General features: G+C 72.2%; 26 protein-coding genes and 1 riboswitch. Of the genes, 19 read left to right on the top strand and 7 right to left on the bottom strand.

Annotation, left to right across the window (positions count from 1 at the left end; translation table 11 throughout):
* Positions 1-18 precede the first annotated feature (18 nt).
* The 6 genes from HUT18_RS02800 to HUT18_RS02775 all read left to right on the top strand — a co-directional run bounded on the left by HUT18_RS02800 (position 19) and on the right by HUT18_RS02775 (position 5,838).
* Positions 19-426 (top strand): ribonuclease domain-containing protein, encoded by a 408-nt coding sequence (locus HUT18_RS02800; protein WP_176097487.1) that lies wholly within the window; start codon positions 19-21, stop codon positions 424-426.
* Positions 427-466: 40 nt separating this feature from the next.
* Positions 467-802 carry a barstar family protein gene (locus tag HUT18_RS02795; RefSeq protein WP_176097485.1) on the top strand — a complete coding sequence of 112 codons (336 nt, stop codon included), beginning with the start codon at positions 467-469 and terminating at the stop codon, positions 800-802.
* Between the two features lie 141 nt (positions 803-943).
* Complete coding sequence (locus tag HUT18_RS02790; RefSeq protein ID WP_176104250.1) at positions 944-2,386, top strand: GuaB1 family IMP dehydrogenase-related protein; 1,443 nt, start codon at positions 944-946, stop codon at positions 2,384-2,386.
* A 168-nt stretch (positions 2,387-2,554) separates the two neighbouring features.
* Positions 2,555-3,010, top strand: a complete 456-nt coding sequence (locus HUT18_RS02785) for an Lrp/AsnC family transcriptional regulator (RefSeq protein WP_176097483.1) — start codon at positions 2,555-2,557, stop codon at positions 3,008-3,010.
* Positions 3,011-3,275: 265 nt separating this feature from the next.
* Complete coding sequence (locus HUT18_RS02780) at positions 3,276-4,073, top strand: carbon-nitrogen hydrolase family protein (protein WP_176097481.1); 798 nt, start codon at positions 3,276-3,278, stop codon at positions 4,071-4,073.
* A 55-nt stretch (positions 4,074-4,128) separates the two neighbouring features.
* Positions 4,129-5,838 carry an NAD(P)/FAD-dependent oxidoreductase gene (locus HUT18_RS02775; protein WP_176097479.1) on the top strand — a complete coding sequence of 570 codons (1,710 nt, stop codon included), beginning with the start codon at positions 4,129-4,131 and terminating at the stop codon, positions 5,836-5,838.
* A 46-nt stretch (positions 5,839-5,884) separates the two neighbouring features.
* Here HUT18_RS02775 and HUT18_RS02770 read toward each other — a convergent pair whose 3' ends face one another.
* From HUT18_RS02770 to HUT18_RS02760, 3 genes are all read right to left on the bottom strand, one after another.
* Positions 5,885-6,580 carry a DUF5995 family protein gene (locus HUT18_RS02770; protein WP_176097477.1) on the bottom strand — a complete coding sequence of 232 codons (696 nt, stop codon included), beginning with the start codon at positions 6,578-6,580 and terminating at the stop codon, positions 5,885-5,887.
* A gap of 133 nt (positions 6,581-6,713) precedes the next feature.
* A complete protein-coding gene (locus tag HUT18_RS02765; RefSeq protein WP_176097476.1) occupies positions 6,714-7,937 on the bottom strand; it encodes an MFS transporter in 1,224 nt (407 codons plus the stop codon).
* 164 nt (positions 7,938-8,101) lie between these two features.
* Complete coding sequence (locus tag HUT18_RS02760; protein WP_176097474.1) at positions 8,102-8,842, bottom strand: SDR family oxidoreductase; 741 nt, start codon at positions 8,840-8,842, stop codon at positions 8,102-8,104.
* A 251-nt stretch (positions 8,843-9,093) separates the two neighbouring features.
* Positions 9,094-9,224: riboswitch (FMN riboswitch) on the top strand.
* Positions 9,225-9,408: 184 nt separating this feature from the next.
* Between HUT18_RS02760 and ribD the strand changes: the two genes are divergently transcribed.
* The 10 genes from ribD to HUT18_RS02710 all read left to right on the top strand — a co-directional run bounded on the left by ribD (position 9,409) and on the right by HUT18_RS02710 (position 18,035).
* Entirely contained in the window at positions 9,409-10,467 is a 1,059-nt protein-coding gene (gene ribD, locus HUT18_RS02755; protein ID WP_176104249.1) for a bifunctional diaminohydroxyphosphoribosylaminopyrimidine deaminase/5-amino-6-(5-phosphoribosylamino)uracil reductase RibD, read from the top strand.
* Positions 10,468-11,079 (top strand): riboflavin synthase, encoded by a 612-nt coding sequence (locus HUT18_RS02750; protein ID WP_176097473.1) that lies wholly within the window; start codon positions 10,468-10,470, stop codon positions 11,077-11,079. It begins immediately after the preceding gene.
* Positions 11,076-11,729 carry a nicotinamide mononucleotide transporter family protein gene (locus HUT18_RS02745; protein WP_176097471.1) on the top strand — a complete coding sequence of 218 codons (654 nt, stop codon included), beginning with the start codon at positions 11,076-11,078 and terminating at the stop codon, positions 11,727-11,729. Before HUT18_RS02750 ends, HUT18_RS02745 begins: the two co-directional genes overlap by 4 nt.
* Complete coding sequence (locus HUT18_RS02740) at positions 11,726-13,027, top strand: bifunctional 3,4-dihydroxy-2-butanone-4-phosphate synthase/GTP cyclohydrolase II (protein WP_176097469.1); 1,302 nt, start codon at positions 11,726-11,728, stop codon at positions 13,025-13,027. Before HUT18_RS02745 ends, HUT18_RS02740 begins: the two co-directional genes overlap by 4 nt.
* Positions 13,028-13,091: 64 nt before the next feature.
* The gene (gene ribH / locus HUT18_RS02735; RefSeq protein ID WP_176097467.1) at positions 13,092-13,577 is read left to right on the top strand and encodes a 6,7-dimethyl-8-ribityllumazine synthase; all 486 of its coding nucleotides are present in this window, start codon (positions 13,092-13,094) and stop codon (positions 13,575-13,577) included.
* Positions 13,578-13,667: 90 nt separating this feature from the next.
* The gene (locus tag HUT18_RS02730) at positions 13,668-13,940 is read left to right on the top strand and encodes a phosphoribosyl-ATP diphosphatase (protein ID WP_176097465.1); all 273 of its coding nucleotides are present in this window, start codon (positions 13,668-13,670) and stop codon (positions 13,938-13,940) included.
* A 103-nt stretch (positions 13,941-14,043) separates the two neighbouring features.
* The gene (gene hisG / locus HUT18_RS02725; RefSeq protein WP_176097463.1) at positions 14,044-14,892 is read left to right on the top strand and encodes an ATP phosphoribosyltransferase; all 849 of its coding nucleotides are present in this window, start codon (positions 14,044-14,046) and stop codon (positions 14,890-14,892) included.
* A 5-nt stretch (positions 14,893-14,897) separates the two neighbouring features.
* Positions 14,898-15,386, top strand: a complete 489-nt coding sequence (locus HUT18_RS02720; RefSeq protein WP_254878398.1) for a PH domain-containing protein — start codon at positions 14,898-14,900, stop codon at positions 15,384-15,386.
* Positions 15,387-15,624: 238 nt separating this feature from the next.
* Positions 15,625-16,950, top strand: a complete 1,326-nt coding sequence (locus tag HUT18_RS02715) for a hemolysin family protein (protein ID WP_176097462.1) — start codon at positions 15,625-15,627, stop codon at positions 16,948-16,950.
* On the top strand, positions 16,947-18,035 hold the full coding sequence (locus HUT18_RS02710) for a hemolysin family protein (protein ID WP_176097460.1): 1,089 nt from the start codon (positions 16,947-16,949) through the stop codon (positions 18,033-18,035). The genes HUT18_RS02715 and HUT18_RS02710 overlap by 4 nt, the downstream gene beginning before the upstream one ends.
* A gap of 96 nt (positions 18,036-18,131) precedes the next feature.
* Here HUT18_RS02710 and HUT18_RS02705 read toward each other — a convergent pair whose 3' ends face one another.
* Complete coding sequence (locus HUT18_RS02705) at positions 18,132-20,009, bottom strand: AAA family ATPase (RefSeq protein ID WP_176097458.1); 1,878 nt, start codon at positions 20,007-20,009, stop codon at positions 18,132-18,134.
* Between the two features lie 446 nt (positions 20,010-20,455).
* Entirely contained in the window at positions 20,456-21,070 is a 615-nt protein-coding gene (locus tag HUT18_RS02700; RefSeq protein WP_176097457.1) for a uridine kinase, read from the bottom strand.
* Between the two features lie 220 nt (positions 21,071-21,290).
* Here HUT18_RS02700 and HUT18_RS02695 point away from each other — a divergent pair, with 220 nt between their 5' ends.
* The 3 genes from HUT18_RS02695 (at position 21,291) to HUT18_RS02685 (ending at position 24,064) form a co-directional block, all read left to right on the top strand.
* Entirely contained in the window at positions 21,291-22,640 is a 1,350-nt protein-coding gene (locus tag HUT18_RS02695; RefSeq protein WP_176097455.1) for a peptidase C39 family protein, read from the top strand.
* A gap of 460 nt (positions 22,641-23,100) precedes the next feature.
* Positions 23,101-23,247, top strand: a complete 147-nt coding sequence (locus HUT18_RS02690; RefSeq protein WP_176097454.1) for an SCO1431 family membrane protein — start codon at positions 23,101-23,103, stop codon at positions 23,245-23,247.
* Positions 23,248-23,365: 118 nt separating this feature from the next.
* The gene (locus tag HUT18_RS02685) at positions 23,366-24,064 is read left to right on the top strand and encodes a TetR/AcrR family transcriptional regulator (protein ID WP_176097452.1); all 699 of its coding nucleotides are present in this window, start codon (positions 23,366-23,368) and stop codon (positions 24,062-24,064) included.
* A gap of 102 nt (positions 24,065-24,166) precedes the next feature.
* Here the strand turns inward: HUT18_RS02685 and HUT18_RS02680 are convergent, their stop codons facing one another.
* Together HUT18_RS02680 and HUT18_RS02675 are read right to left on the bottom strand one after the other, a co-directional pair.
* Positions 24,167-24,418 carry a hypothetical protein gene (locus HUT18_RS02680; protein ID WP_176097450.1) on the bottom strand — a complete coding sequence of 84 codons (252 nt, stop codon included), beginning with the start codon at positions 24,416-24,418 and terminating at the stop codon, positions 24,167-24,169.
* Positions 24,419-24,610: 192 nt separating this feature from the next.
* Positions 24,611-25,024, bottom strand: coding sequence for a hypothetical protein (locus HUT18_RS02675; protein WP_176097448.1), 414 nt, complete (start codon positions 25,022-25,024; stop codon positions 24,611-24,613).
* Positions 25,025-25,071 lie beyond the last annotated feature (47 nt).

The following is a 25,071-nucleotide window of genomic DNA, read 5'->3' as shown; positions in this document are numbered from 1 at the left end:
GGTGGCAGCATCGGCGCCATGGTCAAGGCCGTCCTCCGCCTGCTGTGCCTTCTGCTCGTCTGCCTGGTCCCGGTACTCGGCGGCTGCTCGTCGGGCGGCGGCGATCCGGCCCGGGGGACGGGCGAGGCAACGCCCGCGTGGGCGCGGGGCACTCCCGTCGTCCCCGAGGACCGGCTGCCGCCCGAGGCACGTCGCACGCTGCGGCTGATCGACCGGGGCGGGCCCTTCCCGTACCCGAAGGACGGCAGTGTGTTCCGCAACTTCGAGCGCGAGCTGCCCGAGCGGCCGAGGGGGCACTACCGCGAGTACACCGTGCCGACCCCCGGCGAGAACGATCGCGGCGCGCGGCGCATCGTGGCCGGTGCCGACGGGGAGTTGTTCTACACCGACGACCACTACCAGTCCTTCGAGGCGGTGCTGAGATGAAGCGGGCGGGCCAGGCGACGAGCGCGGCGGAGGTACGGGGATGACGGACGAACCGCTGCGCACGGCGCTGGCCGCGGCCGGGTGGACCGTGGCGGAACTCGATCTGCACGGTGTCCGCGACAAGGCCGCCCTCATGGACCGCTGCGCCGAGGCGCTGGCGCTGCCCGACTGGTTCGGCCGCAACTGGGACGCCCTCGCCGACAGCCTCACCGACAGCCCGGCCCTGTCCGGCGGGAGCGGCGGGCGGCTTCTGGTGATCACGGGCTGGCAGGGGTACGCGCTCTCCGCGCCCGCGGAATGGGGCATCGCCCAGGAGGTGTTCACCGAGGCCGCGCGGCGGCACGACGGGCTGCGCGTGCTGCTGTCGCTCGGCTGATCCTACGAACGGGGGCGCCCGGGTCCGGACGATTCTCCCGGAAAAAGGATTCCCCGGGCGCATGGGACAATGAAGTACGTGCGCTTTCCCCCGGGCTGTCCTGTCCGGGGGCCACCTCTGATACACGGGATGTGCAGCACGTTGCGTTTCCTCAATGACATCCGTCCCCCGTACGACCTGACGTACGACGACGTCTTCATGGTGCCGAGCCGCTCCGCGGTCGGTTCGCGGCAGGCCGTGGATCTCGGTACGCCGGACGGCAGCGGCACCACGGTTCCGCTGGTGGTGGCCAATATGACGGCGATCGCCGGACGCCGGATGGCGGAGACCGTCGCGCGCCGCGGCGGACTGACGGTGCTGCCGCAGGACATCCCCATCGACGTGGTCGCCGAGGTGGTCTCCTGGGTCAAGGGGCGCTCGCTGGTCCTGGACACCCCGATCGTGCTCGCGCCCACCCAGACCGTGGCCGACGCCCTGGCACTGCTGCCCAAGCGCGCCCACAACGCCGGGGTCGTCGTCGACGACAAGCACCGGCCGGTGGGTGTGGTCACCGACCGGGACCTGTCCGGGGTCGACCGCTTCACGCAGCTCTCCGAGGTCATGTCGCGGGACCTGCTGCTCCTGGACGCGGAGATCGACCCGCGCGAGGCCTTCCACCAGCTCGACGGCGCCAACCGCCGCTACGCGCCCGCCGTCGACGCCGAGGGGCGGCTCGGCGGCATCCTCACCCGTCGCGGCGCCCTGCGCGCCACGCTCTACACCCCGGCGACCGACGCGGCCGGACGGCTGCGGATCGCGGCCGCGGTGGGCATCAACGGCGACGTCGCGGGCAAGGCCGAACAGCTCCTGGCCGCGGGCGTGGACACCCTCGTCGTGGACACCGCGCACGGCCACCAGGAGTCGATGCTGGCCGCCGTGCGGGCGGTACGGTCCCTGGCGCCGAAGGTGCCGATCGTGGCCGGGAACATCGTCTCCGCCGCCGGGGTGCGCGACCTCGTCGAGGCGGGCGCCGACATCGTCAAGGTCGGCGTCGGACCCGGCGCCATGTGCACCACGCGGATGATGACCGGCGTGGGCCGCCCGCAGTTCTCCGCGGTGCTCGAATGCGCCGAGGAGGCACGCGGGCTCGGCAAGCACGTCTGGGCCGACGGCGGCGTGCGCCACCCGCGCGATGTCGCGATGGCGCTGGCCGCCGGTGCCTCCAACGTGATGATCGGTTCCTGGTTCGCGGGCACCTACGAGTCGCCCGGCGACCTCCAGCAGACCGCCGACGGGCGCCTGTACAAGGAGTCCTTCGGGATGGCCTCGGCGCGTGCGGTACGCAATCGCACCTCGGAGGAGTCCGCGTACGACCGTGCCCGCAAGGGCCTGTTCGAGGAGGGCATCTCGACCTCCCGGATGTTCCTGGACCCCGACCGGCCCGGGGTGGAGGACCTGATCGACGCGATCGTGGCGGGTGTGCGGTCGGCGTGCACGTACGCCGGGGCGAACAACCTGGCGGAGTTCGCCGAGAAGGCCATCGTCGGTGTGCAGAGCGCCGCCGGATACGCGGAGGGCAAGCCGCTGCACGCCAGTTGGAACTGACCGTGGCGAGGGGCGGTACGGGGCGGCCGGGTGCCGTGCCGCCGCACCGCCCCTCTTACGTGCTGTACTGCCTCAGCGGTCCGTGGCCCCCTTCGGCCCGGCCCGCCGTACCACCCCCGGGCGGCCCGCCCCGTGCCCGCCGCCCCGCACAGAGATGAACGACCCGCCGTGCCACTGAACGAACTCGACGAACGCATTGTGCAGGCCCTCGCCGAGGACGCCCGCCGGTCCTTTGCCGACATCGGCCAGCGGGTGGGCCTGTCCGCGCCCGCCGTGAAACGGCGGGTGGACCGGCTGCGCGCGACCGGGGCGATCCAGGGCTTCACCGTCCGGGTGGACCCGGCCGCCCTCGGCCGCGAGACCGAGGGGTTCATCGAGATCTTCTGCCGCAGCAACACCTCGCCCGAGGCCATCGAGCGGGGCCTGTCCCGCTACCCGGAGGTCGTGGCCGCCTCCACGGTCACCGGTGACGCCGACGCGATCGTGCAGGTCTTCGCCTCCGACATGCGGCACTTCGAGCGGGTCCTGGAACGTATCGCGGGGGAGCCCTTCGTCGAGCGCACCAAGTCGGTCCTGGTGCTCTCGCCGCTGGTGCGCAGGTTCTCCACCGGTCCGGCGGCCTAGGGGCGCAAGGGGTACCGAGGGCCGGTTCGCCCTCACGGCCCCGGGCCCCGAACCGCTCGCCGCCGTCACGCCCGGGGTGACCGCCACCACAATCCGGCCCCCTCGTCCAGGGTTCGCGGACACCCCCGCAACGAATCGCCGCGATCGACCTGGTCAACGCAATGAATGCGCCGGGTACGAGCAACGCCCGCGCCTTGTTCACCGCCCGCCGCCGCCCGTACCGTCGATGCGTCCCCCGCACCACCTGCACCGACGAGGATCACGCATGCCCGCGCTGCGCGCCGCTCTGCTGCAGAGCTCCGGACGGCCCGGGTTCACCGCCGACAATCTGCGCCTCCTCGACGAGGCCGCCGCCCGCGCCGCCGCGCAGGGCGCCGGACTGCTGTGCACACCCGAGCTGTTCCTCACCGGCTACGCGATCGGCGCCGACGTCGCGGAACTCGCCGAACCGGCCGACGGCCCCTCGGCACAGGCGGTCGCCGACATCGCCGTACGCCACGGCCTGGCCCTCGCCTACGGCTATCCCGAGCGCGCGGGCGAGCGGCTGTACAACTCCGCCCAGCTCGTCGGCCCCGACGGCGCCCGGCTGGCGAACTACCGCAAGACGCACCTGTACGGCGACTTCGAGCAGCGCTGGTTCACGCCGGGCGAACAGCAGGTCGTACAGGCCGAACTCGGCGGACTGCGGCTCGGAATGCTGGTCTGCTACGACGTCGAGTTCCCGGAGAACGTCCGCGCCCACGCGCTGGCGGGCACCGATCTGCTGCTCGTGCCGACCGCGCTGATGGAGCCGTACCGCTTCGTCGCCGAGAGTCTGGTGCCGGTGCGTGCCTTCGAGAGCCAGCTCTACCTCGCCTACGCCAACCGCACCGGCCCCGAAGGGGAGTTCACCTTCACCGGGTACTCCACCCTGGCCGGACCCGACGGAACGGCGAAGGCCCGGGCACAGGCGGCCGAGGACCTGATCCTCGGCGACGTCGACCCCGCACTGCTCGCCGCCTCCCGCGCAGCCAACACCTACCTGCGCGACCGCCGCCCCGCCCTGTACGGCACCGAGGCCTGAGCCCCGCCGCACCACCCGCCCCGCCGTTCCACCCCGCGCAAGGAGCCCGCACCCCATGACGTCCACGGTGCCCACCGCCGTCCCGCACGGAGACGACCAGCAGCCGCCGATCACCATGTTCGGTCCGGACTTCCCCTACGCCTACGACGACTACCTGGCCCACCCGGCGGGGCTCGGCCAGGTACCGGCCACCGAGCACGGCACCGAGGTCGCGGTGATCGGCGGCGGGCTCTCCGGCATCATCACCGCGTACGAGCTGATGAAGATGGGCCTCAGGCCCGTCGTGTACGAGGCCGATCGGATCGGCGGACGGCTGCGTACCGTCGGCTTCGAGGGCTGCGACCCCGGGCTGACGGCCGAGATGGGCGCGATGCGCTTCCCGCCGTCCTCGACCGCGCTGCAGCACTACATCGACCTCGTCGGGCTGCGCACCAAGCCGTTCCCGAACCCGCTGGCCGAGTCCACCCCGTCCACCGTGGTCGACCTCAAGGGCCAGTCCCACTACGCCCGTACGCTCGACGACCTGCCCGACGTCTACCGGCAGGTGGCCGAGGCCTGGAACGCCTGTCTCGAAGAGGGCGCCGACTTCTCCGACATGAACCGCGCGATGCGCGAGCGCGACGTGCCGCGCATCCGCGAGATCTGGGCGCGGCTGGTGGAGAAGCTCGACAACCAGACCTTCTACGGGTTCCTGTGCGACTCCGAGGCGTTCAAGTCCTTCCGGCACCGTGAGATCTTCGGCCAGGTCGGCTTCGGCACCGGCGGCTGGGACACCGACTTCCCCAACTCCATCCTGGAGATCCTGCGCGTCGTCTACACCGAGGCCGACGACCACCACCGCGGCATCGTCGGCGGCAGCCAGCAGCTCCCGCTCAGGCTGTGGGACCGCGAACCGCAGAAGATCGTGCACTGGCCGCTCGGCACCTCGCTGTCCTCGCTGCACGACGGGCTGCCGCGCCCCGCGGTGACCCGGATGCACCGCACCGCCGGGGACCGGATCACGGTCACCGACGCGCACGGCGACATCCGCACCTATCGCTCGGTCGTCTTCACCGCCCAGTCCTGGATGCTGCTCTCGAAGATCGACTGCGACGAGAGCCTGTTCCCCATCGACCACTGGACGGCGATGGAGCGCACCCACTACATGGAGTCCTCCAAGCTGTTCGTCCCGGTCGACCGGCCCTTCTGGCTGGACGAGGCGGTGGACGACCAGGGCAGGCCCACCGGGCGCGACGTGATGTCGATGACCCTCACCGACCGGATGACCCGCGGCACCTATCTGCTCGACGAGGGACCCGACCGTCCCGCGGTGATCTGCCTCTCGTACACCTGGTGCGACGACAGTCTCAAGTGGCTGCCGCTGTCCGCGAAGGAGCGGATGGAGGTCATGCTGAAGTCGCTCGGCGAGATCTACCCGGGCGTCGACATCAGGAAGCACATCATCGGCAACCCGGTGACCGTCTCCTGGGAGAACGAGCCGTACTTCATGGGCGCGTTCAAGGCCAACCTGCCCGGCCACTACCGCTACCAGCGGCGCCTGTTCACGCACTTCATGCAGGACCGGCTGCCCGAGGACAAGCGCGGCATCTTCCTGGCCGGTGACGACGTGTCCTGGACCGCGGGCTGGGCCGAGGGCGCCGTGCAGACCGCGCTCAACGCGGTCTGGGGTGTGATGCGGCAGTTCGGCGGGGCCACCGATCCCACCAACCCCGGACCGGGCGACGTCTACGACGAGATCGCCCCGGTGGAACTGCCGGAGGACTGAGCCGAACTGCCGTAGCGCTGAGGGTGGTTGGCAGGGATCGCCGCCCTCAGCGGGACAGGGGCGTCAGCAGCATCCGGCCCACCAGACCGACCCCCGCGTCCAGGCGCTGCCCGAACTCGTCCGCCAGGCCCGGGAATTCGCGCAGGGCCCACAGGGCACGGGCCGAGGACCAGGCGCCGTCGCGGGCCCGGTCCAGGCTCCAGGAGCCCAGCAGATGCGTGAGCGGATCGGCGACCTGGAGCAGATCGGGACCGGGCATCAGGTCCTCGCGGATCCGTTCCTCCAGGGCCACGAGCAGCTCGCCGACCCGGTCGAACTCGTCCTCCAGCTCCAGCGGGTCGCAGGCGAGGCTACGGGCGGTGTCGACCAAGGCGTGCGCCAGATCGTGCCCGATGTGCGCGTTGATGCCCGCGAGCGCGAACTGCAGCGGCTGCACCCCCGGATGCCTCCGGTACTGGAACAGCGGCCGCCAGCACGCGGGTCCCGCGCCGCCCGACTCGACCAGTTCGACCGCGCGTACGTAGCGCTCGGCGAACCGCACATCGAGCGCGGCGGCCGCCCGCGGATCCGCGAAGCGGCCCTGGGCGATGTCCCGTCCGACCGCCACCGTGACCGCCAGATAGACCCGGTTGAAGACCCCGACGCCGTCGCTCGCGGGCCAGCGCGCGCCGAGTTCGCGCAGCCGCTGTGCCACCGCGTCGACCCGCCGCGCGGGCGCACTGAACCGTTCCGTCTGGACCATGCAGGCAGCGTTACAGCCACCGGGCCCGCCCGGTGGCCCCGCCCCGCGAGCTTCCCCGGAACGGGCGAAACGTGTGCGGGTTCTGTGCCGGTGGGCGGTTCGGCGTGGTGGGGGTCGTGCGTGCCAGAGCGCTTCAGGCCTCGCGCCCGGGAGCGCGCGCGGCGGGTGCCGTGGTGCGGGTGGGCGCACGGGGTGCGCCGCCGCCCGGCCCGCCGCGCAGCGCGCCCGCGCACACCGTGAGCCCCGCGGCCAGCGCCGTCACCAGCGCGAAGGACACGGCGAGACTGGTCAGGTCCGCGAGTCCGCCGATCACCGACGGCGCCACCAGGCCCGAGGTGTACGTCACCGTGGCCACACCCGCGATGGACCGGGCCGGGTCGCCACCGCTGCGCCCGGCCGCGGCGAAGGCGAGCGGCACCACCACCGCGATCCCGAGCCCGAGCAGGGCGAACCCGGCGAGCGCCGTCACGGGCTGCCGGGCGAGCACGACCAACAGGCCGCCGACGGTGGCCACTGCGCCGCCCCAGCGCACCGTGCGGACCGGTCCGAGGCGGTCCACCACCCGGTCCCCGGCGAACCGGGCCAGTGCCATCGTCAGGGCGAACCCGGTGGTGGACGCGGCGGCGAGGCCCGCCGAGGTGCCGAGGTGCTCGCGCAGATACACCGCGGACCAGTCCAGGCTCGCGCCCTCGGCGAACACCGCGCAGAAGCCGACCGCGCCGATGAGCAGCGCGGCGGCGGGCGGCAGCGCGAACCGGGGCGGGGCGACCTCGTCCGCCCCGGCCCGCAGATCCAGGACGCCCCGACAGGCCGCGAGACCGAGCACGGTGAGCACAGCCGAGGCCAGGACGTGGTGCAGCCGGGCGTCCGTACCGAGGTGCGCGGCCAGCATTCCGGCCGCGGAACCGACCAGTGCGCCGGTGCTCCACCAGCCGTGCAGCGAGGACATGATCGAGCGCCCGAGCCGGTTCTCGGTCTCCACACCGATCGCGTTCATCACGACGTCGGCCATGCCGGAGGTCGCCCCGTACACGGCCAGCGCCGCGCACAGCAGGGCCGGACCGGTGGCCAGCGCGGGCAGGACCAGCGACAGCGTCCACAGCGGGAGCAGCAGTCGCAGTGCGGCCCGGCTGCCCAACCGGTGGCCGATCCGGCTCGCCATCGGCATCGCCACCGAGGCGCCGAACGCCGGAAACGCGAGGGCCAGGCCGAGCTGCGCCGCGCCCACCGAGGCATGGTCCTGGATCCACGGCACCCGGGTGGCGAAGGACCCGGCCACCGCCCCGTGCACCGCGAACACGGCGGCCACCGCGTACCGCGCCCGCCGGATGCCCCGCCTGCCTCCGCCGACACTCATCCGAACCGAACCCCCACCGTCACTCAGGCCCCGTCACTCATGCGTCCCCGGCGCGCACGCTCCCGCACGTACGCCCCCGGCGCGCACACCTCGGCGCGCACGCCCCCGAACCCACCCCGTCGGACTCGTACCCGCCACCGCCCGCCCCTCACGCCACCCGCTCCTCAGGCCGGGAACCGCCGGGCCAGGAACTCCTCGAACGTGCCCTTGCCGACGGCGCGTTCGGGGGTCAGCAGCCCGCCCGCGCGCACTGCCGCGTACGTCCTGCCCGCCAGCGGCACCGAGACGGTACGGCGACGGCGGCCCGAGGCGCGCAGATACGCCGTGGCCATCTCCTCGAAGCTCAGGATCTCGGGGCCGCCCAGCTCCGGCACCCGGCCCGCCGGAGCGCCCGTCGCGAGTTCGGCGAGCCGGTCGGCGACCTCGGTGACCTCGACCGGCTGGTCGTGGACACCCTTGGGCAGCAGCATGACCGGCAGCCGGGCGAGACCCTCCAGGACCATCAGGGCGAGCTCGTGGAACTGCGTGGCGCGCAGGATCGTCCAGTCCAGCTCCGAGTTCTCGATCCGCTTCTCGGCGGCGAGTTTGGAGCGGTAGTAGCCCATCGGCACCCGGTCGATCCCGACGATGGAGATGTAGACCAGATGAGGGACGCGGTAGCGCTGCGCGGTCTCGACGAGATTGCCTGCCGCCTCCTCGTCGCCGCCGCGCGGGGTGCTCGCACAGTGCACGATCGCCTCGCAGCCGTCCACCGCGCGGTCCAGGCCCGTGCCCTCGCGCAGGTCGACTGCGTACGGCTCGCTGTGACGGCTCAACACCCGTACGTCGTGACCCTGTTGGGCCAGCTTTGCGGCCACCTTGCTGCCGAGCGTTCCGGTACCGCCCGTCACCAGAATCGTGCTCATGTCGCCTCGGTTCCTCCGGTCCCGCCGCCGTGCCGCGCGCGTTCGTCCCGGCCAGCTTGTCGGCAGCGGGGCGGGTGTGCACCCGCACGCGTCGGCCGCGCAGGCTTTCCGGACAGTCGTGGAGCGGTACGTACGACGCGCCCCGCGCCGTCCCTCCGCCCGCCCGGCGTCCTGACCTGCTGTGAGGCACCGCACACAGGTTCACCCGTACGGGCCGTGGCAGAAGTGGCAGACTGAGTGGGTACCAGAAGCAGCGCACTCCGGGGTCGGTGTAATTCCGAACCGGCGGTTACAGTCCGCGACCCGGTCGCCTCCAGCGGCCGGTTGACCAGGTGAAATTCCTGGACCGACGGTGAAAGTCCGGATGGGAGGCAGTGCGCGGCGGGCGGGCACTCGTGCACGCCGCCGTCTTCCGGGCACGCCGTATCGGCGCTGCCCCGGTTCCGGCGACGTCCCGGCGAGCGTCGTCCGTCGAATTTCTGTCGTCATCGACAGGCCCCGGAGTCCGTGCCCGAGAGGCAGGAGAACCGGTGGCCACCCCAGCGCCCGAGCGTGAGCAGGCCGCCATGCGGCGTGCCGTGGAGCTCGCCGCGCGCGGACTCGGCTCCACCAGCCCCAACCCCGTCGTCGGCTGTGTCGTGCTCGACGCCCACGGGGACGTGGCCGGTGAGGGCTTCCACCAGCGCGCGGGCGGCCCGCACGCCGAAGTGCACGCCCTGCGTGCGGCGGGTGAACGGGCGCGCGGCGGAACGGCGTTGGTCACCCTCGAACCCTGCGCCCACACCGGCCGCACCGGCCCCTGCTCCCAGGCACTGATCGACGCGGGCATCTCCCGCGTCGTGTACGCCGTCGCCGACCCCACCCCGGGCGCGCGCGGCGGGGCCACGCGCCTGACCCGCGCCGGGGTCCACGTCGAGCAGGGCCTGCTGGCCGCCGAGGCCGAAGCGGTCAACACCGCCTGGCTCACCGCCGTACGCCTCGGCCGCCCCCATGTCACCTGGAAGTACGCGGCCACCCTCGACGGCCGGATCGCCGCCGCCGACGGGACCAGCCGCTGGATCACCTCCGCCGAGGCCCGCGCCGACGTCCACCGGCTGCGGGCCGAGTGCGACGCCGTCGTGGTGGGTTCGGGAACGGCCCGTGCCGACGACCCGCACCTGGCCGTCCGCGGCGTCGACGGCGCGATCCAGCCGCTGCGCGTCGTGATCGACACCGAGGCCCGCGCGGTACGCCCGGGCTCCCGGGTCCTGGACGAGGCCGCGCCCACCCTGATCGCCGTGGCCGAGGACGCCGACGCCGACCACCTGCCCGAAGTGCTGCGGCTGCCGCGTGCCACCGCGGGCGGCCTCGACGTCGACGCGCTCTTGGAGGCCCTGTACGCGCGCGACGTACGCGCCGTACTCCTCGAAGGCGGGCCCACCCTGGCCGCCGCCTTCCTCGCGGCCGGTGCCGTCGACCGGGTCGTCGGCTACCTGGCCCCCGTACTCCTCGGCGCGGGCCCCGCGGCCCTCGCCGACGCCGGAATCACCACCCTCACCGAGGCGTTGCGGCTGCGTACCACCGAGGCCGTACGGATCGGTGAGGACCTGCGCATCACCGCGACCCTCTGCCCGAAGGAGCGTTAAGTGTTCACCGGAATCGTCGAAGAGCTGGGTGAGGTCACCGCCGTCGAGGACCTGGGCGACTCCTCCCGGTTCCGGCTGCGTGGCCCCGTGGTCACGGCCGGGGCGCGGCACGGCGACTCGATCGCCGTCAACGGCGTCTGTCTGACCGTCGTCGAGCACGAGGGCGAGGAGTTCACCGCCGACGTGATGGCCGAGACCCTCAAGCGCTCCAGCCTCGGCGCGCTCGCGGCCGGTTCGCGGGTCAACCTGGAGCGGCCCACCGCGGTCGGCGGCCGGCTCGGCGGGCACATCGTGCAGGGCCACGTCGACGGCACCGGCACCGTCCTGGCGCGTACGCCCTCGGAGAACTGGGAGATCGTACGGATCTCGCTGCCCGCCGAACTCGCCCGGTACGTCGTCGAGAAGGGCTCCATCACCGTCGACGGCGTGAGCCTGACCGTCGTCGAGGCGGGCAGCGACTACTTCACCATCAGCCTGATCCCGACCACCCTCGCGTTGACCACGCTCGGCCTCAAGCAGCCCGGTGAGCCGGTCAACCTCGAGGTGGACGTCATCGCCAAGTACGTCGAGCGGCTGCTCTCGCACGGCGGAGCGGCGGGTGGCGACCGGTGAGCGTGGTCGGCTGGCTGAACGCGGAGGCCTTCACCGTCTTCGGCCAGCACCTCATCTACTCCGACCTGATCGGCAACACCGTCGGCCTGGTCGGCCTCGCGCTCGGCTGGCGGCGCTCGGTGTGGACCTGGCCCGCCCAGGCGCTGTCCGCGCTGGTCCTCATCGCCGCCAATGTCCACGTCCACCAGTCCGGCAGCGTCGGCAAGCAGCTGATCATCCTGATCACCGCGGTCTGGGGCTGGCGCCAGTGGACCCGGGGCACCGAGCGGGCGGCGGACGGCGGCGTGGCCGTACGGTTCGCCACCTGGCGCGAGCGGGCCCTGCTCATCGCCCTCGCCGTCCTCGGCACGCTCGCGGTGGGCGGCCTGTTCACCGCCTACCCCTCGCTGTCCTGGAACCCCTGGCCGGACGCCTACGTGTTCGTCGGCACCCTGGTCGCCATGATCGCCCAGGCCCGCGGCCTGGTGGAGTTCTGGTTCGCCTGGCTGCTCGTCGACTGTGTCGGCGTCCCGCTCAACTTCACCAGCGGTCTGGCCTTCTCCGGCCTGATCTACCTCGTCTACGGCGCACTCGTCCTGTGGGGCCTGCGCGACTGGTGGCTGCGCTCGCGTACCGACGCGCGGCCCGCCCTGGAAGGAGCCCCGGCATGACGTCCCCAACCTCCACCGCTCCCGCCCTGCCCGAGTGGTACGGCGAGGAGGCCGATCTGCGCCTGGACCCCGTCGCACAGGCCATCGCCGACATAGCCGCGGGCCGTCCGGTCGTCGTCGTGGACGACGAGGACCGGGAGAACGAGGGCGACCTCGTCATCGCCGCCGAGAAGGCGACGCCCGAGGTGGTCGCCTTCATGATGAGCGAGTGCCGCGGTCTGATCTGCGCGCCGATGGAGGGCCCCGAGCTCGACCGGCTGGACCTGCCGCAGATGGTCGAGCACAACACCGAGTCGATGCGCACCGCGTTCACCGTCTCCGTCGATGCCACCGCCGCCCACGGCGTGAGCACCGGCATCTCCGCCGCGGACCGCGCGAGGACGCTCCAACTGCTCGCCGACGCCGGCGCCGAGGCCTCCGACTTCGTGCGCCCCGGCCACATCTTCCCGCTGCGCGCCAAGCCCGGCGGGGTGCTGGTCCGCAACGGCCACACCGAGGCCGCCGTCGACCTCGCCCGGCTCGCCGGACTGCGCCCGGCCGGGGCGATCGTGGAGATCGCCGGGGAGGACGGGACCATGCTGCGGCTGCCCGAACTGGTCCCCTTCGCCCGCAAGCACGGCCTGTCGATCATCTCCATCGAGGACCTGATCGCCTACCGCCGCGACAGCGAGCCGACCGTACGGCGCGAGGCGGAGGTCAGCCTGCCCACCGCCGCCGGAGACTTCACCGCCTTCGGCTACCGCTCCACCGTCGACGGCGTGGAGCACGTGGCCCTGGTGCACGGCGAACTCGGCGACGGGGCCGACCTGTTGGTGCGGGTCCACTCCGAGTGCCTGACCGGCGACGTCTTCCACTCGCTGCGCTGCGACTGCGGCCCCCAGTTGCAGACCTCGATGCAGCGCATCGCCGAGGAGGGCCGGGGCGTGGTCGTCTACCTGCGCGGCCACGAGGGCCGCGGCATCGGCCTGCTGTCCAAGCTGCGCGCCTACGAACTGCAGGAGCGCGGCCACGACACCCTGGACGCCAACCTGGAACTCGGCCTGCCCGCCGACGCCCGCGACTACGGCGCGGGCGCCCAGATCCTCAAGGACCTCGGCGTACGCAGCGTCCGGCTCCTCACCAACAACCCCGAGAAGTCCGAGGCCCTGGTCCGCGGCGGCATCGAGGTCACCGGCCGCGAGCCCATGCCCGGACCGGTCGGCGAGCACAACCTGCGCTATCTGCGCACCAAGCGCGACCGGATGGGGCACGACCTGCCCTGGCTGGACAGCGCCCCCACCACCTGCGGCAACCAGTGAGCGGCCGAGGCCGCGCGCTGAACCCCCACACCAATCCACCACCAGTACGTACGAGGAGAAGCGCGTGAGCGGCAAGGGCGCACCCGAACTGACCGTGAAGAACAGCGAGGACCTGCGCGTCGCGGTCGTCGCCGCCCAGTGGCACGTCGAGGTGATGGACGGACTCGTCGGCGGCGCCCTGCGCGCTCTGAACGAGCTCGGCATCAGCGAGCCCACCGTGCTGCGGGTACCCGGCAGCTTCGAGCTGCCGGTGGCCGCGAAGGCGCTCGCCGCCCGTGGCTACGACGCCGTGGTCGCCCTCGGCGTCGTCATCCGCGGCGGTACCCCGCACTTCGAGTACGTGTGCCAGGGCGTCACCCAGGGCCTGACCCAGGTCTCCGTCGAGACCGGAGTGCCGATCGGCTTCGGCGTGCTGACCTGCGACGACGAGCAGCAGGCGCTCGACAGGGCGGGCATCGAGGGCTCTCGCGAGGACAAGGGCCACGAGGCGGTGACCGCCGCCGTCGCCACCGCCGTGACGCTGCGCAGCCTCACCGAGCCCTGGCACTGAGCCCGGTACCGAGCCCCCCGCGGTGCGGCGTCTCACGCTCTGGAGGCGCCGCACACCGGCACCCGGCCGCCGCGTAAGGTAGTCATCACCATGTCCAAGAAGACGTTCGAGGAGCTCTTCACCGAGCTCCAGTACAAGGCCGCCAACGGCGACCCCGCCACTTCCCGTACCGCGGAACTGGTCGACAAGGGTGTTCACGCCATCGGCAAGAAGGTCGTCGAGGAAGCCGCCGAGGTATGGATGGCGGCCGAGTACGAGGGCAAGGAAGCCGCCGCCGAGGAGATCTCCCAACTCCTGTACCACGTACAGGTGATGATGGTCGCCCGCGGTATCTCCCTCGACGACGTCTACGCCCATCTCTGATCCCGCGGCCGCCGGCCGTGGCGCGGGCACGCCGCGCGCACCGGAACAGGCGGCCTACGCCCCTACTTCGCACCGCCCACCGAACGCAAAGGAAAACGCCCGCATGCTGCGCATCGCCGTCCCCAACAAGGGTTCCCTGTCAGGCCCCGCGTCGGCGATGCTCCATGAGGCCGGGTACCAGCAGCGGCGCGAGTCCAAGGAACTCGTCATCGTCGACCCGGACAACGAGGTCGAGTTCTTCTATCTGCGGCCACGCGACATCGCCATCTACGTCTCCTCCGGCCGCCTCGACATCGGCATCACCGGACGCGACCTGCTGATCGACTCCGGGGCCGACGCCGAGGAGATCCTCCCGCTCGGCTTCGCCCGCTCCACCTTCCGCTTCGCCACCCGCCCCGGCACCGCACAGGGCCTGTCGGACTTCGGCGGCCGAACGATCGCCACCTCCTACGAGGGCATCGTCGACAAGTACCTGGCCGAGAAGGGCGTCGACGCGAGCGTCGTGCACCTCGACGGCGCGGTCGAGACGGCGATCGAACTCGGCGTGGCCCAGATCATCGCGGACGTGGTGGAGACCGGCACCTCGCTGCGCAACGCCGGGCTCGAGGTCGTCGGTGAGCCGATCATGACCTCGGAGGCCGTGGTGATCCGGCGCACCGGCGCGGACACCGAGGAGCCGAAGGTCCAGCAGTTCCTGCGCCGGCTGCAGGGCGTCCTGGTCGCGCGGACCTACGTGATGATGGACTACGACTGCCGCGCCGAACACCTGGAGCGCGCCGTCGCCCTCACCCCCGGCCTTGAGTCGCCGACCATCTCCCCGCTGCACAACGAGGGCTGGGTCGCGGTCCGCGCGATGGTCCCCGCCAAGGAGGCCCAGCGGATCATGGACGACCTGTACGACCTCGGTGCCAGGGCCATCCTGACCACCGCCATCCACGCCTGCCGGCTGTGATCGCGGTGGACCAGAACTCCGCGGCCACCGCGCCGACCACCCTGCCCCGTACCTTCCGGCCGACCAGGACCCGTGCGATCCTGCTCATCGGCGGCGCCGTGATGTTCGTGGTGATCAGCGTCATCGCGCTGGTACTGCCGAAGCTCGGGCCGGGGGAGCGGATCAGCTTCGTGTTCACCGCGGCGATGCTGTGGGGCGGCCTCGGCATGCTGTGCCGCCCCCGGGTGGTCGCCACCGAGAGCGGTGTGCGGGTGGTCAACATCCTGAGCAGCCGCAGCCTCGACTGGGCGGAGATCGTCCAGGTGAACCTGCGCGCGGGCGACCCCTGGGTCTTCCTGGACCTCAGCGACGGAACCAGCCTGCCCGCGCTGGGTATTCAGCCCGGTCTGGCCAAGCAGCACGCGATCCGCGACGCGAGCGCACTGCGCGCGCTCGTCGAGGCCCGGGGCGCGTACGACGGACGGGACGGACGTGACGTGACCGGTCCGAGGTGACGAACATCCGGTGCCGCGGACGCCTGCGGCCCTCCCCTCGTCCACCCCGCGTTGATTAATCTGTTGGGCGGCGGCGCACTCGCGCCGCCGCCCCTCACGCCCTCGTACCACCGGCACCGGGGCCCCTGCTGACCGAGGAGTGACTCCCTCCGGCGATGGACGGATCGTCCTGTAGTACCTGCGCCGCCCCCTCCCGAGATACCACGGACCCTGTCCGTGTTCCGGTGGAGGCGGCGGCATGACCACCAGTCTGCTGCTCCTCGGAGCGGCTTTCCTGCTCATTCTCGCCAACGGCTTCTTCGTGGCCGCCGAGTTCGGTCTGGTCACGGTGGACCGCCCGGACGCCGAGGAGGCCGCGGCCACCGGTGACCGGCGGGCCCGTACCGTGCTGGCCGCCCTGAAGGAACTCTCCTTCCAGCTCTCCGGCACCCAGCTCGGCATCACCATCACCTCGCTCGTCGTCGGCATGCTCGCCGAGCCCGCGCTCGCCGACCTGCTCGGCGACCCGGTGGCGGCCACCGGACTGCCCGAAGGGGCGGTACCCACCGTCGCGGTGATCGTCGGCATGCTGTTCGCCTCCGCCGTGCAGATGGTGATCGGCGAACTCGTACCCAAGAACTGGGCGGTGTCCCGGCCGATGCAGGTGGCCCGGTTCGTCGCCGGGCCGCAGACCCTGTTCTCCCGGCTCCTTCGGCCGGTGATCGCCGGGCTCAACGCGGTCGCCAACCGGCTCGTGCGCACCCTGGGCGTGGAGCCCACCGAGGAACTCGCCTCCGCGCGCACCCCCGGGGAACTGGTCTCCCTCGCCCGGCACTCGGCCCGGGCCGGTGCCCTCGAACAGGACACCGCCGATCTCTTCGTACGGACCCTGTCCCTCGGCGACCTCACGGCGCAGCACGTGATGACGCCCCGGGTCAAGGTCAGCGCCCTGCAGTCCACCGCGACCGCCGAAGACGTCGTGAACCTGACTCGTGCCACCGGTCTTTCCCGCTTCCCCGTCTACGGGGAGCGGATCGACGAGATCGTGGGCGTGGTGCACCTCAAGGACGCGCTCGCGGTTCCGGCCGCCTCCCGGCTGCGTACCGCCGTGGTGCGCATCGCCCAGCCGCCGCTCCTTGTCCCCGAGACGCTGCCGGTGGCGCCGCTGCTCGCCCGGCTGCGCAGTGAGCAGCCGATGGCCGTGGTGGTCGACGAGTACGGCGGCACCGCCGGAGTGGTCACCCTGGAGGACATCGTCGAGGAACTCGTCGGCGAGGTCCGCGACGAGCACGACGGGCACGACGCCCCCGAACTGGCCGTCGCCCCGCCCGAGGACGGCCGCCCGGCCTGGGACGCGGACGGCAGCTGCCGGGTCGACGTGCTCGCCCGGATAGGCCTGGACGTACCCGAGGGCCCGTACGAGACGGTCGCCGGACTCGTCGCCGATCTGCTCGGACGCATCCCCGCGCCCGGCGACCGCGCGGAACTGCCCGGCTGGCGGCTCGTGGTGCGCCAGGTCGGGCACTACCGCGCCGAGCGGGTGCGCCTGGTACAGACCGCGAAGGTCACGGAGGCCGCCCGGTGAGCATCGTCCAACTGCTCTTCGCCCTGCTGCTCGTGCTCGCCAACGGCTTCTTCGTCGGCGCCGAGTTCGCCCTGGTCTCGGTGCGCCGCAGCCAGATCGAACCCTTGCAGTCCTCGCGGGCCCGCCAGGTCCTGTACGGCCTGGAGAATCTGCCGCAGATGATGGCCGCCGCCCAGTTCGGCATCACCATCTGCTCACTGACCCTCGGCGCGGTAGCCGAGCCGACCGTGGCCCACCTCCTGGAACCCGTCTTCGAGGCGATCCACCTCCCGCACGGCATGGTCCACCCGCTGGGCTATGTGATCGCGCTCGCGGTGGTCGTCTTCCTGCACCTGGTCATCGGCGAGATGCTGCCGAAGAACCTGGCGATGGCCGCACCGGAGAAGACCGTCCTCTGGCTCAGCCCGGGCCTGGTCGCCTTCGCCCGGCTGTGCCGCCCCGTCACGGCGGGGCTCGGCATCTGCTCCAAGGTCGTCCTGCGTCTGTTCGGGGTCGAACCCAAGGACGAGGTCGAGGCGGTCTTCACCAGCGAGCAGCTCAACCGTCTGGTCGCCGACGCGGGACAGGCGGGCCTGCTGGAACCGGAGGCACAGGAACGACTCGGCGACGCGCTCGGACTCGGCTCGCGCCCGGTGACCGAGGTGCTCCTGGGCCGGGCCGAGCTGGTCACGGTCGGCCCCTCGGTGACCCCCGGCCAGGTCGTGGCGCTGACCGCGGCCACCGGGTACTCGCGGTTCCCGGTCTGCGCCGAGGGCGGGGCCTTCATGGGCTATCTGCACGTGAAGGACATGCTCGACCTGGAGGAGAGCGAGCGTGCGGTGCCGCAGCAGATATGGCGCCCGATGACGACCCTGCGGGCCGAACTCCCGCTGGACGACGCCCTCACCGTGATGCGCCGCGCGGCCACCCACCTCGCCCAGGTCGCCGACTCCACGGGCCGGGTACTGGGTCTGGTCGCACTGGAGGACGTACTCGAACTGCTCGTCGGCGAGGTACGCGATCCCGCGCACCGCGACCCGGAACCGCCCGCGGCCAAGGTGGGCGGACCCCGCTCGGGCTCCGCACAGTCGGCCCTCACGGGCTGAGCGGGCGGGCCGGACGGAGCGCGTCGAGCGGTCCCGGCGGCGGGCGGTACGCGGTACCGCCCGCCGCCGCAGCGGACTCGTGGGCCCCGGGATCCGTCAGCGCGACGACGGGTCCTGGGGGCCGCGGCCCGACAGGACCTCGCCGTAGGCCTGCATCAGGTCCGGCAGCCGCAGGGTGGCCAGGTCCTCGCGGCCGGGCGGCGCGCTGTAGCCGGAGAGTCTGAGGTCGCGGTAGGCGCAGCTCTTCTCGTAGAGCGTGCGCAGGAAGCGGCCGTTGCCCAGCTCGTCGATCCAGCCCTGGTCGACCACGTGCCCGCTGATCGACCGCAGCTCCTCGACGGCCTCCTCGTCCCAGGCGTCGCCGTTCTCCGCTGCGAGGACCTTGCCTATCGCGGTGAGTTCCAGCGGCCGGTACGAGGGGAAGTCGACCCGGGTGGTGAAGCGGGAGGAGAGCCCCGGGTTCGCGGCGAGCAGCCGGTCCATGCCCTCGGGGTAGCCCGCCAGGATCACCACCAGGTGGTCGCGGTTGTCCTCGGCGCGCTTGAGCAGTACCTGGAGCGCCTCGTCGCCGTACGCGTCGCCCTTGCCGTAGCCCGAGTTGGACAGGGCGTATGCCTCGTCGACGAACAGGACGCCGCCGATCGCCGAGTCGATGAGCTCGTTGGCCTTGACCGCGGTCTGGCCGAGGTACTCGCCGACCAGGTCCGCCCGCTGGGCCTCCACCAGATGGTCGCCGCCGAGCAGCCCGAGTGCGTAGAAGACCCGGCCCAGGATGCGGGCCACCGTGGTCTTGCCGGTGCCCGAGGGGCCGGAGAAGACGAAGTGCCGCTTCGGCGGCTGGACCGGCAGACCCTGTCCGGTCCGCAGCCGTGCCATGTTCAACTGGGCGGACAGCGCCCGGACTTGGCGTTTGACCGGCTCCAGGCCGACCATGCGCTCCAGCTCGGCCAGCGCCTGTTCGAGCAGGACCGGATCGGCCGGGCCCGAGGACGGCCGCGGGGGAGCGGCCTGCACCGGGAGCACCGCCTTCTCGCGTACCGGGTCGGTGCCGCCGCTGCGCGGGGCTGTCGCGGAGCCGCCCGGCTCGCCGCCGGTGCGCAGGTCGCGCCCCTCGGGCTGGAAGAGCGGATCGAGGGCGTCCTGGCCGCCCGGCAGGTCCTGGTTCGCGCCGGGCAGCGCGACCGCGGCAAGGCCCGCGGCCTCGTCGTAGCCGTCGCCCTCGGATATCGCGGCGAGCCGGGCGGAGGTGTCCATGAAGGCGGGGTCCACCCGGTGCACGGCGCGGTACAGCGGCAGGGCGGCGGCGCTGCGGCCGGTGCCCTCGTGGGCGCGGGCGAGCCAGTAGCGCAGCTCCTTGCGCTGGGGCTGTTCGCTGCGGCAGCGCATCAGGGCGGTGGAGAGCAGCGGCTCGGACTGGCCGAACATCTCCAGGCGGACGCGGGCCATGCCGCCGAAGAGTCCGGCCTCGATGCCGAGCAGCGGATCGTCGAGCAATGGGTCGGTGTGCCGTACCAACTGCTCCCAGTCCTTGACCAGGTAGGCGCGGCAGGCGTGCAGGAAGCGGACCTGCCGGTCGGCGTCCACCGGCGGCAGTCCGGCCAGCGCCCGGTCCAGCTCCGGTACGTGCCGTCCGTCCAGCCAGTGCGAGGCGTGCGCGAGCAGCAGATCGCGCGGGGTCTCCAGTACGGGCTGTACCCACCAGCCCAGCCAGTACCAGGAGTTGAGGGCGCGGCGGTGCCTGCTGCGCTGTTCGCCGAAGCGCTCGCGGTGGCGGAACATCCGGAGCAGGGCGGTGGTGGTGTCGATGCGCAGGGCGTGCAGTCCGAGCCAGCCGTCGGCCATCGCGGGATCCATCCGCACGGCGGCCCGGAACTCGTCCTCCGCCTGCGGGTACGCGCCCATCGTGTAGGCATCGACTCCCCTGAGCCAGGCGAGATCGGCCGGACCGGGTGAGGCCCCAGTGCTGCCTTCCATCACGTCCCCCCACAAAGGCGTGTCCCCCGTGATGTACCGCCGGGCGAGAGCCCGCCGGTTTCCCGCGCCGAACCACTCGCTGTCCGGCGGGAGTTGACTCGGTGCCCTGAGCAGCCGTCCGTTTGTCGCACCGTTAGGCATCGTACCTGCGGGGCAGTGGCCGACCGAAGGGTGCCGCAGGCCCGGATCGTGGGGTGGAAGCACGAGGGGCGCATCGACGTTCGTCACGGTGTGTGAGCGAACAGCCGCGTGCGGCGCCCGATTTGAGCGAAATGAGGGCAGAACGAAGCCCCCGATCACGGGGGAACAACCGGGGGCTTCGCGTTCTGGGGCGCCCGAAAAGAGCGCACATTGAGAACGTAAGACCTGTATGGCCCTTGGGTCAAGCGGAAGTTGGCCACTGTGGGGCAGGGTGGACAGGTGTGCAGCGCACCGCCGAGCGAGTGTCACGCACCGTGACGGTCAGGCCCTCGGTCGGGCCCGCGCGGCCCCGGCTCCAGGACGTACCCCTCCGATGTCTGCCGGACCAGAACGTCGGCGAAGGGGCGGCTCGGGTCCTCGGCGAAGTGCCGCTCCTCGGCGGCCGTCCAGCCTTGCCAGAACGAGGCCTGGACAGCGCCGTCCCGCCGCATGCCGCGGCGCCAGGACTCCTCGCGCCCGAGATCCAGCCACAGCAGCCGGGCCAGCCACGGCCGCAGCGCCGCCCGACCCGCGCCCACGCCCTCGATCAGGACGACCGGCGCGGCGGGCAGTTCGCGCGCCGGTCCGAAGCGCCGTGCGTCCCAGTCGTACGGCAGGTACCGGGCGCTGCGCCCGCGCTCCAGCGGCAGCAGCACCTGCTCCCGCAGCCGCGCGGTCCAGTCGAACAGCTCCTGATGACTCGCCAGATCGTCCAGGTGCAGCACCGCCGCGCCCTCGCACAGCACCGCGAGCCGTTCGGTGAAGGTGGACTTGCCCGAGCCCGCGTGCCCGTCCACGCCGACCAGCCGTACCGGCCCGCAGGACGGCGGCAGCGCGGCCAGTTCCTGGGCCAGACGGACGAGTGGGCCGGTGGTGGTCATCGCATTCAGCGTACGTGCGGCCCCGCTCCGCGTGCCGCGGAGCGCCCGCGCCATGGGTCGAGGTCAGTATTGGTTCCTTGTTCGTTCCTCGTCGGTTCCGTGCCTCCGGCCGCGAAGCGCGGACACGCCCTAGCAGAAGTCGGTTCCCAGCGGCCATAGTTGCCCCACTGCCGTCACCGTCCCGTTCCGCCCACCGAGACCACCTGGGGGACGCGAGTCCATGACCAGAGCAGAGAACACCTCACGCAGGACCGTCCTCGCGGCGGCCGGAGCCGCCGCGCTCGTCGCCGCCGGAACGGCCCTTCCGGCCTCCGCCGCACCGGGTCGCCGCCGCGCCGTGCCCGCTGTGGACTACCGCGCCTGGACCTCGTACGCCGATTTCCGCGGCGGCGGCCACCGGGGCACCCGGGCCGTCGACGGAAAGCGGCCGGGCCTCGTCCTGGCCAAACCGGCGGGACGCATCGAGTACAAGGACCCGCACACCGGGAAGAGCGCCGAGTGGGACTGGGCGAGCTGGACCTCGCCGGAGCACCGGACACCCGTCCCGGCCACCGAGGTCATCGCCTCCTGGAACGCGCGCACGCCCGCGGGCACCTGGATCCAGATCGAGCTCAGGGGCACCTACTCCGACGGCACGGACACACCCTGGTACGTGCTCGGCCGCTGGGCCTCCGGCGACCAGGACATCCGGCGGACCTCGGTCGACGACCAGAAGGACAAGAAGAGCAGCGTCTGGACCGACACCCTCGCCATCGACGACCCGGCCTCCGGGCTGCGGTTGTCGGCGTACCGGCTGCGGCTGACCCTGTACCGCAAGCCCGGCAGCGGGGTGAGCCCGGTCGTCTGGCGCGTGGGCGCGATGAGCTCCGACATCCCCGACCGCTTCGAGGTCCCCGCCTCCACCCCCGGCCTGGCCAAGGAACTCGGGGTGCCGCGCTACTCGCAGAACACCCACGTCGGCCAGTACCCCGAGTACGACAACGGCGGCGAGGCCTGGTGCAGCCCCACCTCCTCGCAGATGATCGTCGAGTACTGGGGCCGCGAACCGAGCCCCGAGGACCTGAACTGGGTCGACCCCGACTTCGCGGACCCCCAGGTCTGCCACGCCGCCCGGTTCACCTACGACTACCAGTACGAGGGCTGCGGGAACTGGCCGTTCAACACGGCGTACGCGGCCACGTACAAGGACATGCAGGGCGTGGTGACCCGGCTCGGCTCGCTCGGTGACCTGGAGCGGCTGATCGCGGCCGGGATCCCGGCCATAACGTCACAGTCCTTCCGGGCCGAGGAACTCACCGGCGCCGGGTACGGCACCTCCGGCCATCTGATGACGGTGATCGGCTTCACGGAGCAGGGCGACATCATCGCCAACGACCCGGCGTCCAAGGACAACGCCGCCGTGCGCCGCGTCTACAAGCGGCGCGAGTGGGAGAACATCTGGCTCCGCACCAAGCGCTACAACGCCGACGGAAAGGTCGTCTCCGGAACTGGCGGCGTCTGCTATCTGTATTTCCCGGCCCGGCCTTCCGCGGCTCAAAAGCGCGCGCTGGAATCCGTCGGGGTGCGCTGAGGACAAGTGAATCGAGAAGGGCCCCGTCCGTATACGGATTGGGGCCCTTCCATGTGGGTTGCACGGGTGCGGGGAGCGGTCCCTTTCCGGAGGCGATGTTGTTCTCCGGGCATACGCCCAGCGCAAGGCAGAAACGAACCTTCACCTCCAACGGAGCACGTGCGCACAGCCGTACGGCGGGGGTGGTCGGGTGCGCCGGGTGGACGTCCGTCCGGGCCGTCAATGCGAGTCGTCGAAGCGAGTCGTTGAAGCGGGCCGTCAATGCGGGTTGTCAACGTGGACCGTCAACCGGCGTCCCGTGTTCGCGCGGTCCGGAGCGCGGCCCCGCGTCACGGTCCACCGGTCCGTCGGCCCCGAGGGCGGTGGTGTGGTCAAGCTCTCGCCCGCGGGAGCCGCCGCGGATGGCAGTCTGGAGGGTCCGTGGGGGAGTCCACGACCGTCGAAACCCGAGCGAGCCGCCATGACCTCGACCTCTGTCGCCGCCGCCCGAGCCCGCACCCGTACCGGGGGCCCCGAGGAGGACGGGCCCAAGCTGCTCGAGCATGTGCTCGGCTGGACCCTGGTGGTGCTCCTCGCGATGCTCGTGACGCAGACCGGACTTATGTGAGCCGGGTCTCCCAGACATCAACAGACCGTCTGACGGAGTGTGACGAGCACATGGGTACGAGGCTCCGGTTCTGACATACTGCGGTCGTCCGTCCGGAGCCGGAGACCAGGGCCACGCATTGCAGAAGAGTTCACAGCGCGAATCCGAACGCAGGGAAGCGCGCGGCACTGAGCGCTCACTCGCCCGCAGGGCGGAACTCATCGCCGTCGGACGGAAGTTGTTCGCCGACACCGCCTACGACGTCCTGTCGATGGACGACATCGCCCAACAGGCCGGTGTGGCAAAGGGCTTGATCTACTACTACTTCAAGTCGAAGCGCGGCTACTACCTCGCCATCATCGAGGACACCTTCGCCGACCTGGTCACCAGTGCCGCCGGGGAGGCTGAACTCCCCAACGCCGAACGGGTTTCGCGGACCATCGAGGGCTATCTGCGCTACGCCGAGCTCCACCAGGCGGCGTTCCGCACCATCACCCGCGGCGGCATTGGCTTCGACACCGAGGTGCAGGCCCTGCGTGACGGCGTGCACCACGCGATCATCGGCACCATCGCCCAGGGTGCCTACGGCCGGACCGACATCCCCGAGATCGCCCGGCTCAGCCTGTACGGCTGGCTGTGCAGCGTCGAGGGGATGACCCTGGACTGGATCGCCGAGCAGAAGCTGAGCCGCGCCACGGTGCGGGACCTCATGGTGCGCCTGCTCGGCGACACCCTGCGCACCATCGCGGAGTTCGAGCCCTCCTGCCCGCCCCTGCCCCGTACCGACGTGCTGCCCAGCCGGGGCAAGCCGCACGACCCGCCGCCGCGCTGCGTTTGACCGGGGCCGGGACCGGCGGCAGCCGCCGCCGAGGCGTCGCCGCCCGCGCCGTCGGCGTGGCGCAGGTGGCGCTCGCGGGCACCTCTCAGATCCCGCGCAGCGTCATCGGGCGTCACCTTGTGGGGTCCGAGGAGCGCTGATCCGTCCGGCGGCCACCGGAGACGCCGCGAGCCGCGCCCACTCCGGGTCGTGGCGTCCGGGCAGGGTACGGCCACGGTCGGCCCACTGGCCGAGCAGCGCACGGTAGATGGGCGGATCCGAGACCGCGGCCGCCGGGGTGAGGGGAACCGATTCTGCGGGGCCGGGCACCAGGATGCGCCGACGTCGGCCCGTCGCCGTGTGCGAGATGGTCATGGCCTGCCAACGCGGCCGGGCGCCGGGAGGTCACCGCGGGAGCGAATCGCGCATCGGTTCGCGCGGTGACCGTGCCGGGGCCCCGCCCGCGTGCGCACGCGGGCGACCCGGCCGCCAACTGGCAACAGGGACAAGGAAGGTGGAGTGGAGCGGGCTCCCCGCGCCGCACGGCGGCGGCGCGCAGGAGGTGTCTCAGGCCGCGGCCCGCTGACGGACGGGGCGCGTGCCGGGTCCGCCGACGTGGGAGAAGGGCTGGGTGCGCCAGTCGAGGCCCTGAGGCAGCGTCAGAAGCACCGCGCTGTCCTGGTCGTGGGCTCCGTCCTGCTCCCCGGCGGGGCGGGTGGTGCTCGCCGTGAGACCGGTGCCCGGGCAGACCTGGAGGCCGAAGGGGTTCCAGGGGGTGGGGCACAGGGCGTGCTCGGGCAGGGTGTCCTCCTCGGGGAGGAGGGCGATGGGCTGTGCGCATTCCGGGCAGGTGACCCGGTGCATGTCGAAGATGTCCTCCAGGTCGAGCTCGTCCTCGCCGGGTTCGACACCCTCCGGCTCGGGCTCGAGGACCGGCTGCCGACTGCGTGCCGGACGGCCGGGGCGCTTCACACTCTGCATGGGATTCTCCCCCTCGGGATGGGCCGGCCGGGCGCTGCGTCCTCGGC

The sequence above is a fragment of the Streptomyces sp. NA04227 genome, assembly GCF_013364195.1.
Lineage (GTDB): Bacteria > Actinomycetota > Actinomycetes > Streptomycetales > Streptomycetaceae > Streptomyces.
This window is presented reverse-complemented; position numbering and strand designations above follow the sequence as displayed.

Excerpts from the sequence above, each read along its gene's own strand:
- HUT18_RS02800 (WP_176097487.1), top strand. The coding sequence starts at position 19 with ATGGTCAAGGCCGTCCTCCGCCTGCTGTGCCTTCTGCTCGTCTGCCTG.
- HUT18_RS02795 (WP_176097485.1), top strand. The coding sequence starts at position 467 with ATGACGGACGAACCGCTGCGCACGGCGCTGGCCGCGGCCGGGTGGACC.
- HUT18_RS02780 (WP_176097481.1), top strand. The coding sequence starts at position 3,276 with ATGCCCGCGCTGCGCGCCGCTCTGCTGCAGAGCTCCGGACGGCCCGGG.
- HUT18_RS02775 (WP_176097479.1), top strand. The coding sequence starts at position 4,129 with ATGACGTCCACGGTGCCCACCGCCGTCCCGCACGGAGACGACCAGCAG.
- HUT18_RS02770 (WP_176097477.1), bottom strand. The coding sequence starts at position 6,580 with ATGGTCCAGACGGAACGGTTCAGTGCGCCCGCGCGGCGGGTCGACGCG.
- HUT18_RS02765 (WP_176097476.1), bottom strand. The coding sequence starts at position 7,937 with ATGAGTGTCGGCGGAGGCAGGCGGGGCATCCGGCGGGCGCGGTACGCG.
- HUT18_RS02760 (WP_176097474.1), bottom strand. The coding sequence starts at position 8,842 with ATGAGCACGATTCTGGTGACGGGCGGTACCGGAACGCTCGGCAGCAAG.
- ribD (WP_176104249.1), top strand. The coding sequence starts at position 9,409 with ATGCGGCGTGCCGTGGAGCTCGCCGCGCGCGGACTCGGCTCCACCAGC.
- HUT18_RS02740 (WP_176097469.1), top strand. The coding sequence starts at position 11,726 with ATGACGTCCCCAACCTCCACCGCTCCCGCCCTGCCCGAGTGGTACGGC.
- HUT18_RS02730 (WP_176097465.1), top strand. The coding sequence starts at position 13,668 with ATGTCCAAGAAGACGTTCGAGGAGCTCTTCACCGAGCTCCAGTACAAG.
- hisG (WP_176097463.1), top strand. The coding sequence starts at position 14,044 with ATGCTGCGCATCGCCGTCCCCAACAAGGGTTCCCTGTCAGGCCCCGCG.
- HUT18_RS02715 (WP_176097462.1), top strand. The coding sequence starts at position 15,625 with ATGACCACCAGTCTGCTGCTCCTCGGAGCGGCTTTCCTGCTCATTCTC.
- HUT18_RS02705 (WP_176097458.1), bottom strand. The coding sequence starts at position 20,009 with ATGGAAGGCAGCACTGGGGCCTCACCCGGTCCGGCCGATCTCGCCTGG.
- HUT18_RS02700 (WP_176097457.1), bottom strand. The coding sequence starts at position 21,070 with ATGACCACCACCGGCCCACTCGTCCGTCTGGCCCAGGAACTGGCCGCG.
- HUT18_RS02695 (WP_176097455.1), top strand. The coding sequence starts at position 21,291 with ATGACCAGAGCAGAGAACACCTCACGCAGGACCGTCCTCGCGGCGGCC.
- HUT18_RS02690 (WP_176097454.1), top strand. The coding sequence starts at position 23,101 with ATGACCTCGACCTCTGTCGCCGCCGCCCGAGCCCGCACCCGTACCGGG.
- HUT18_RS02680 (WP_176097450.1), bottom strand. The coding sequence starts at position 24,418 with ATGACCATCTCGCACACGGCGACGGGCCGACGTCGGCGCATCCTGGTG.
- HUT18_RS02675 (WP_176097448.1), bottom strand. The coding sequence starts at position 25,024 with ATGCAGAGTGTGAAGCGCCCCGGCCGTCCGGCACGCAGTCGGCAGCCG.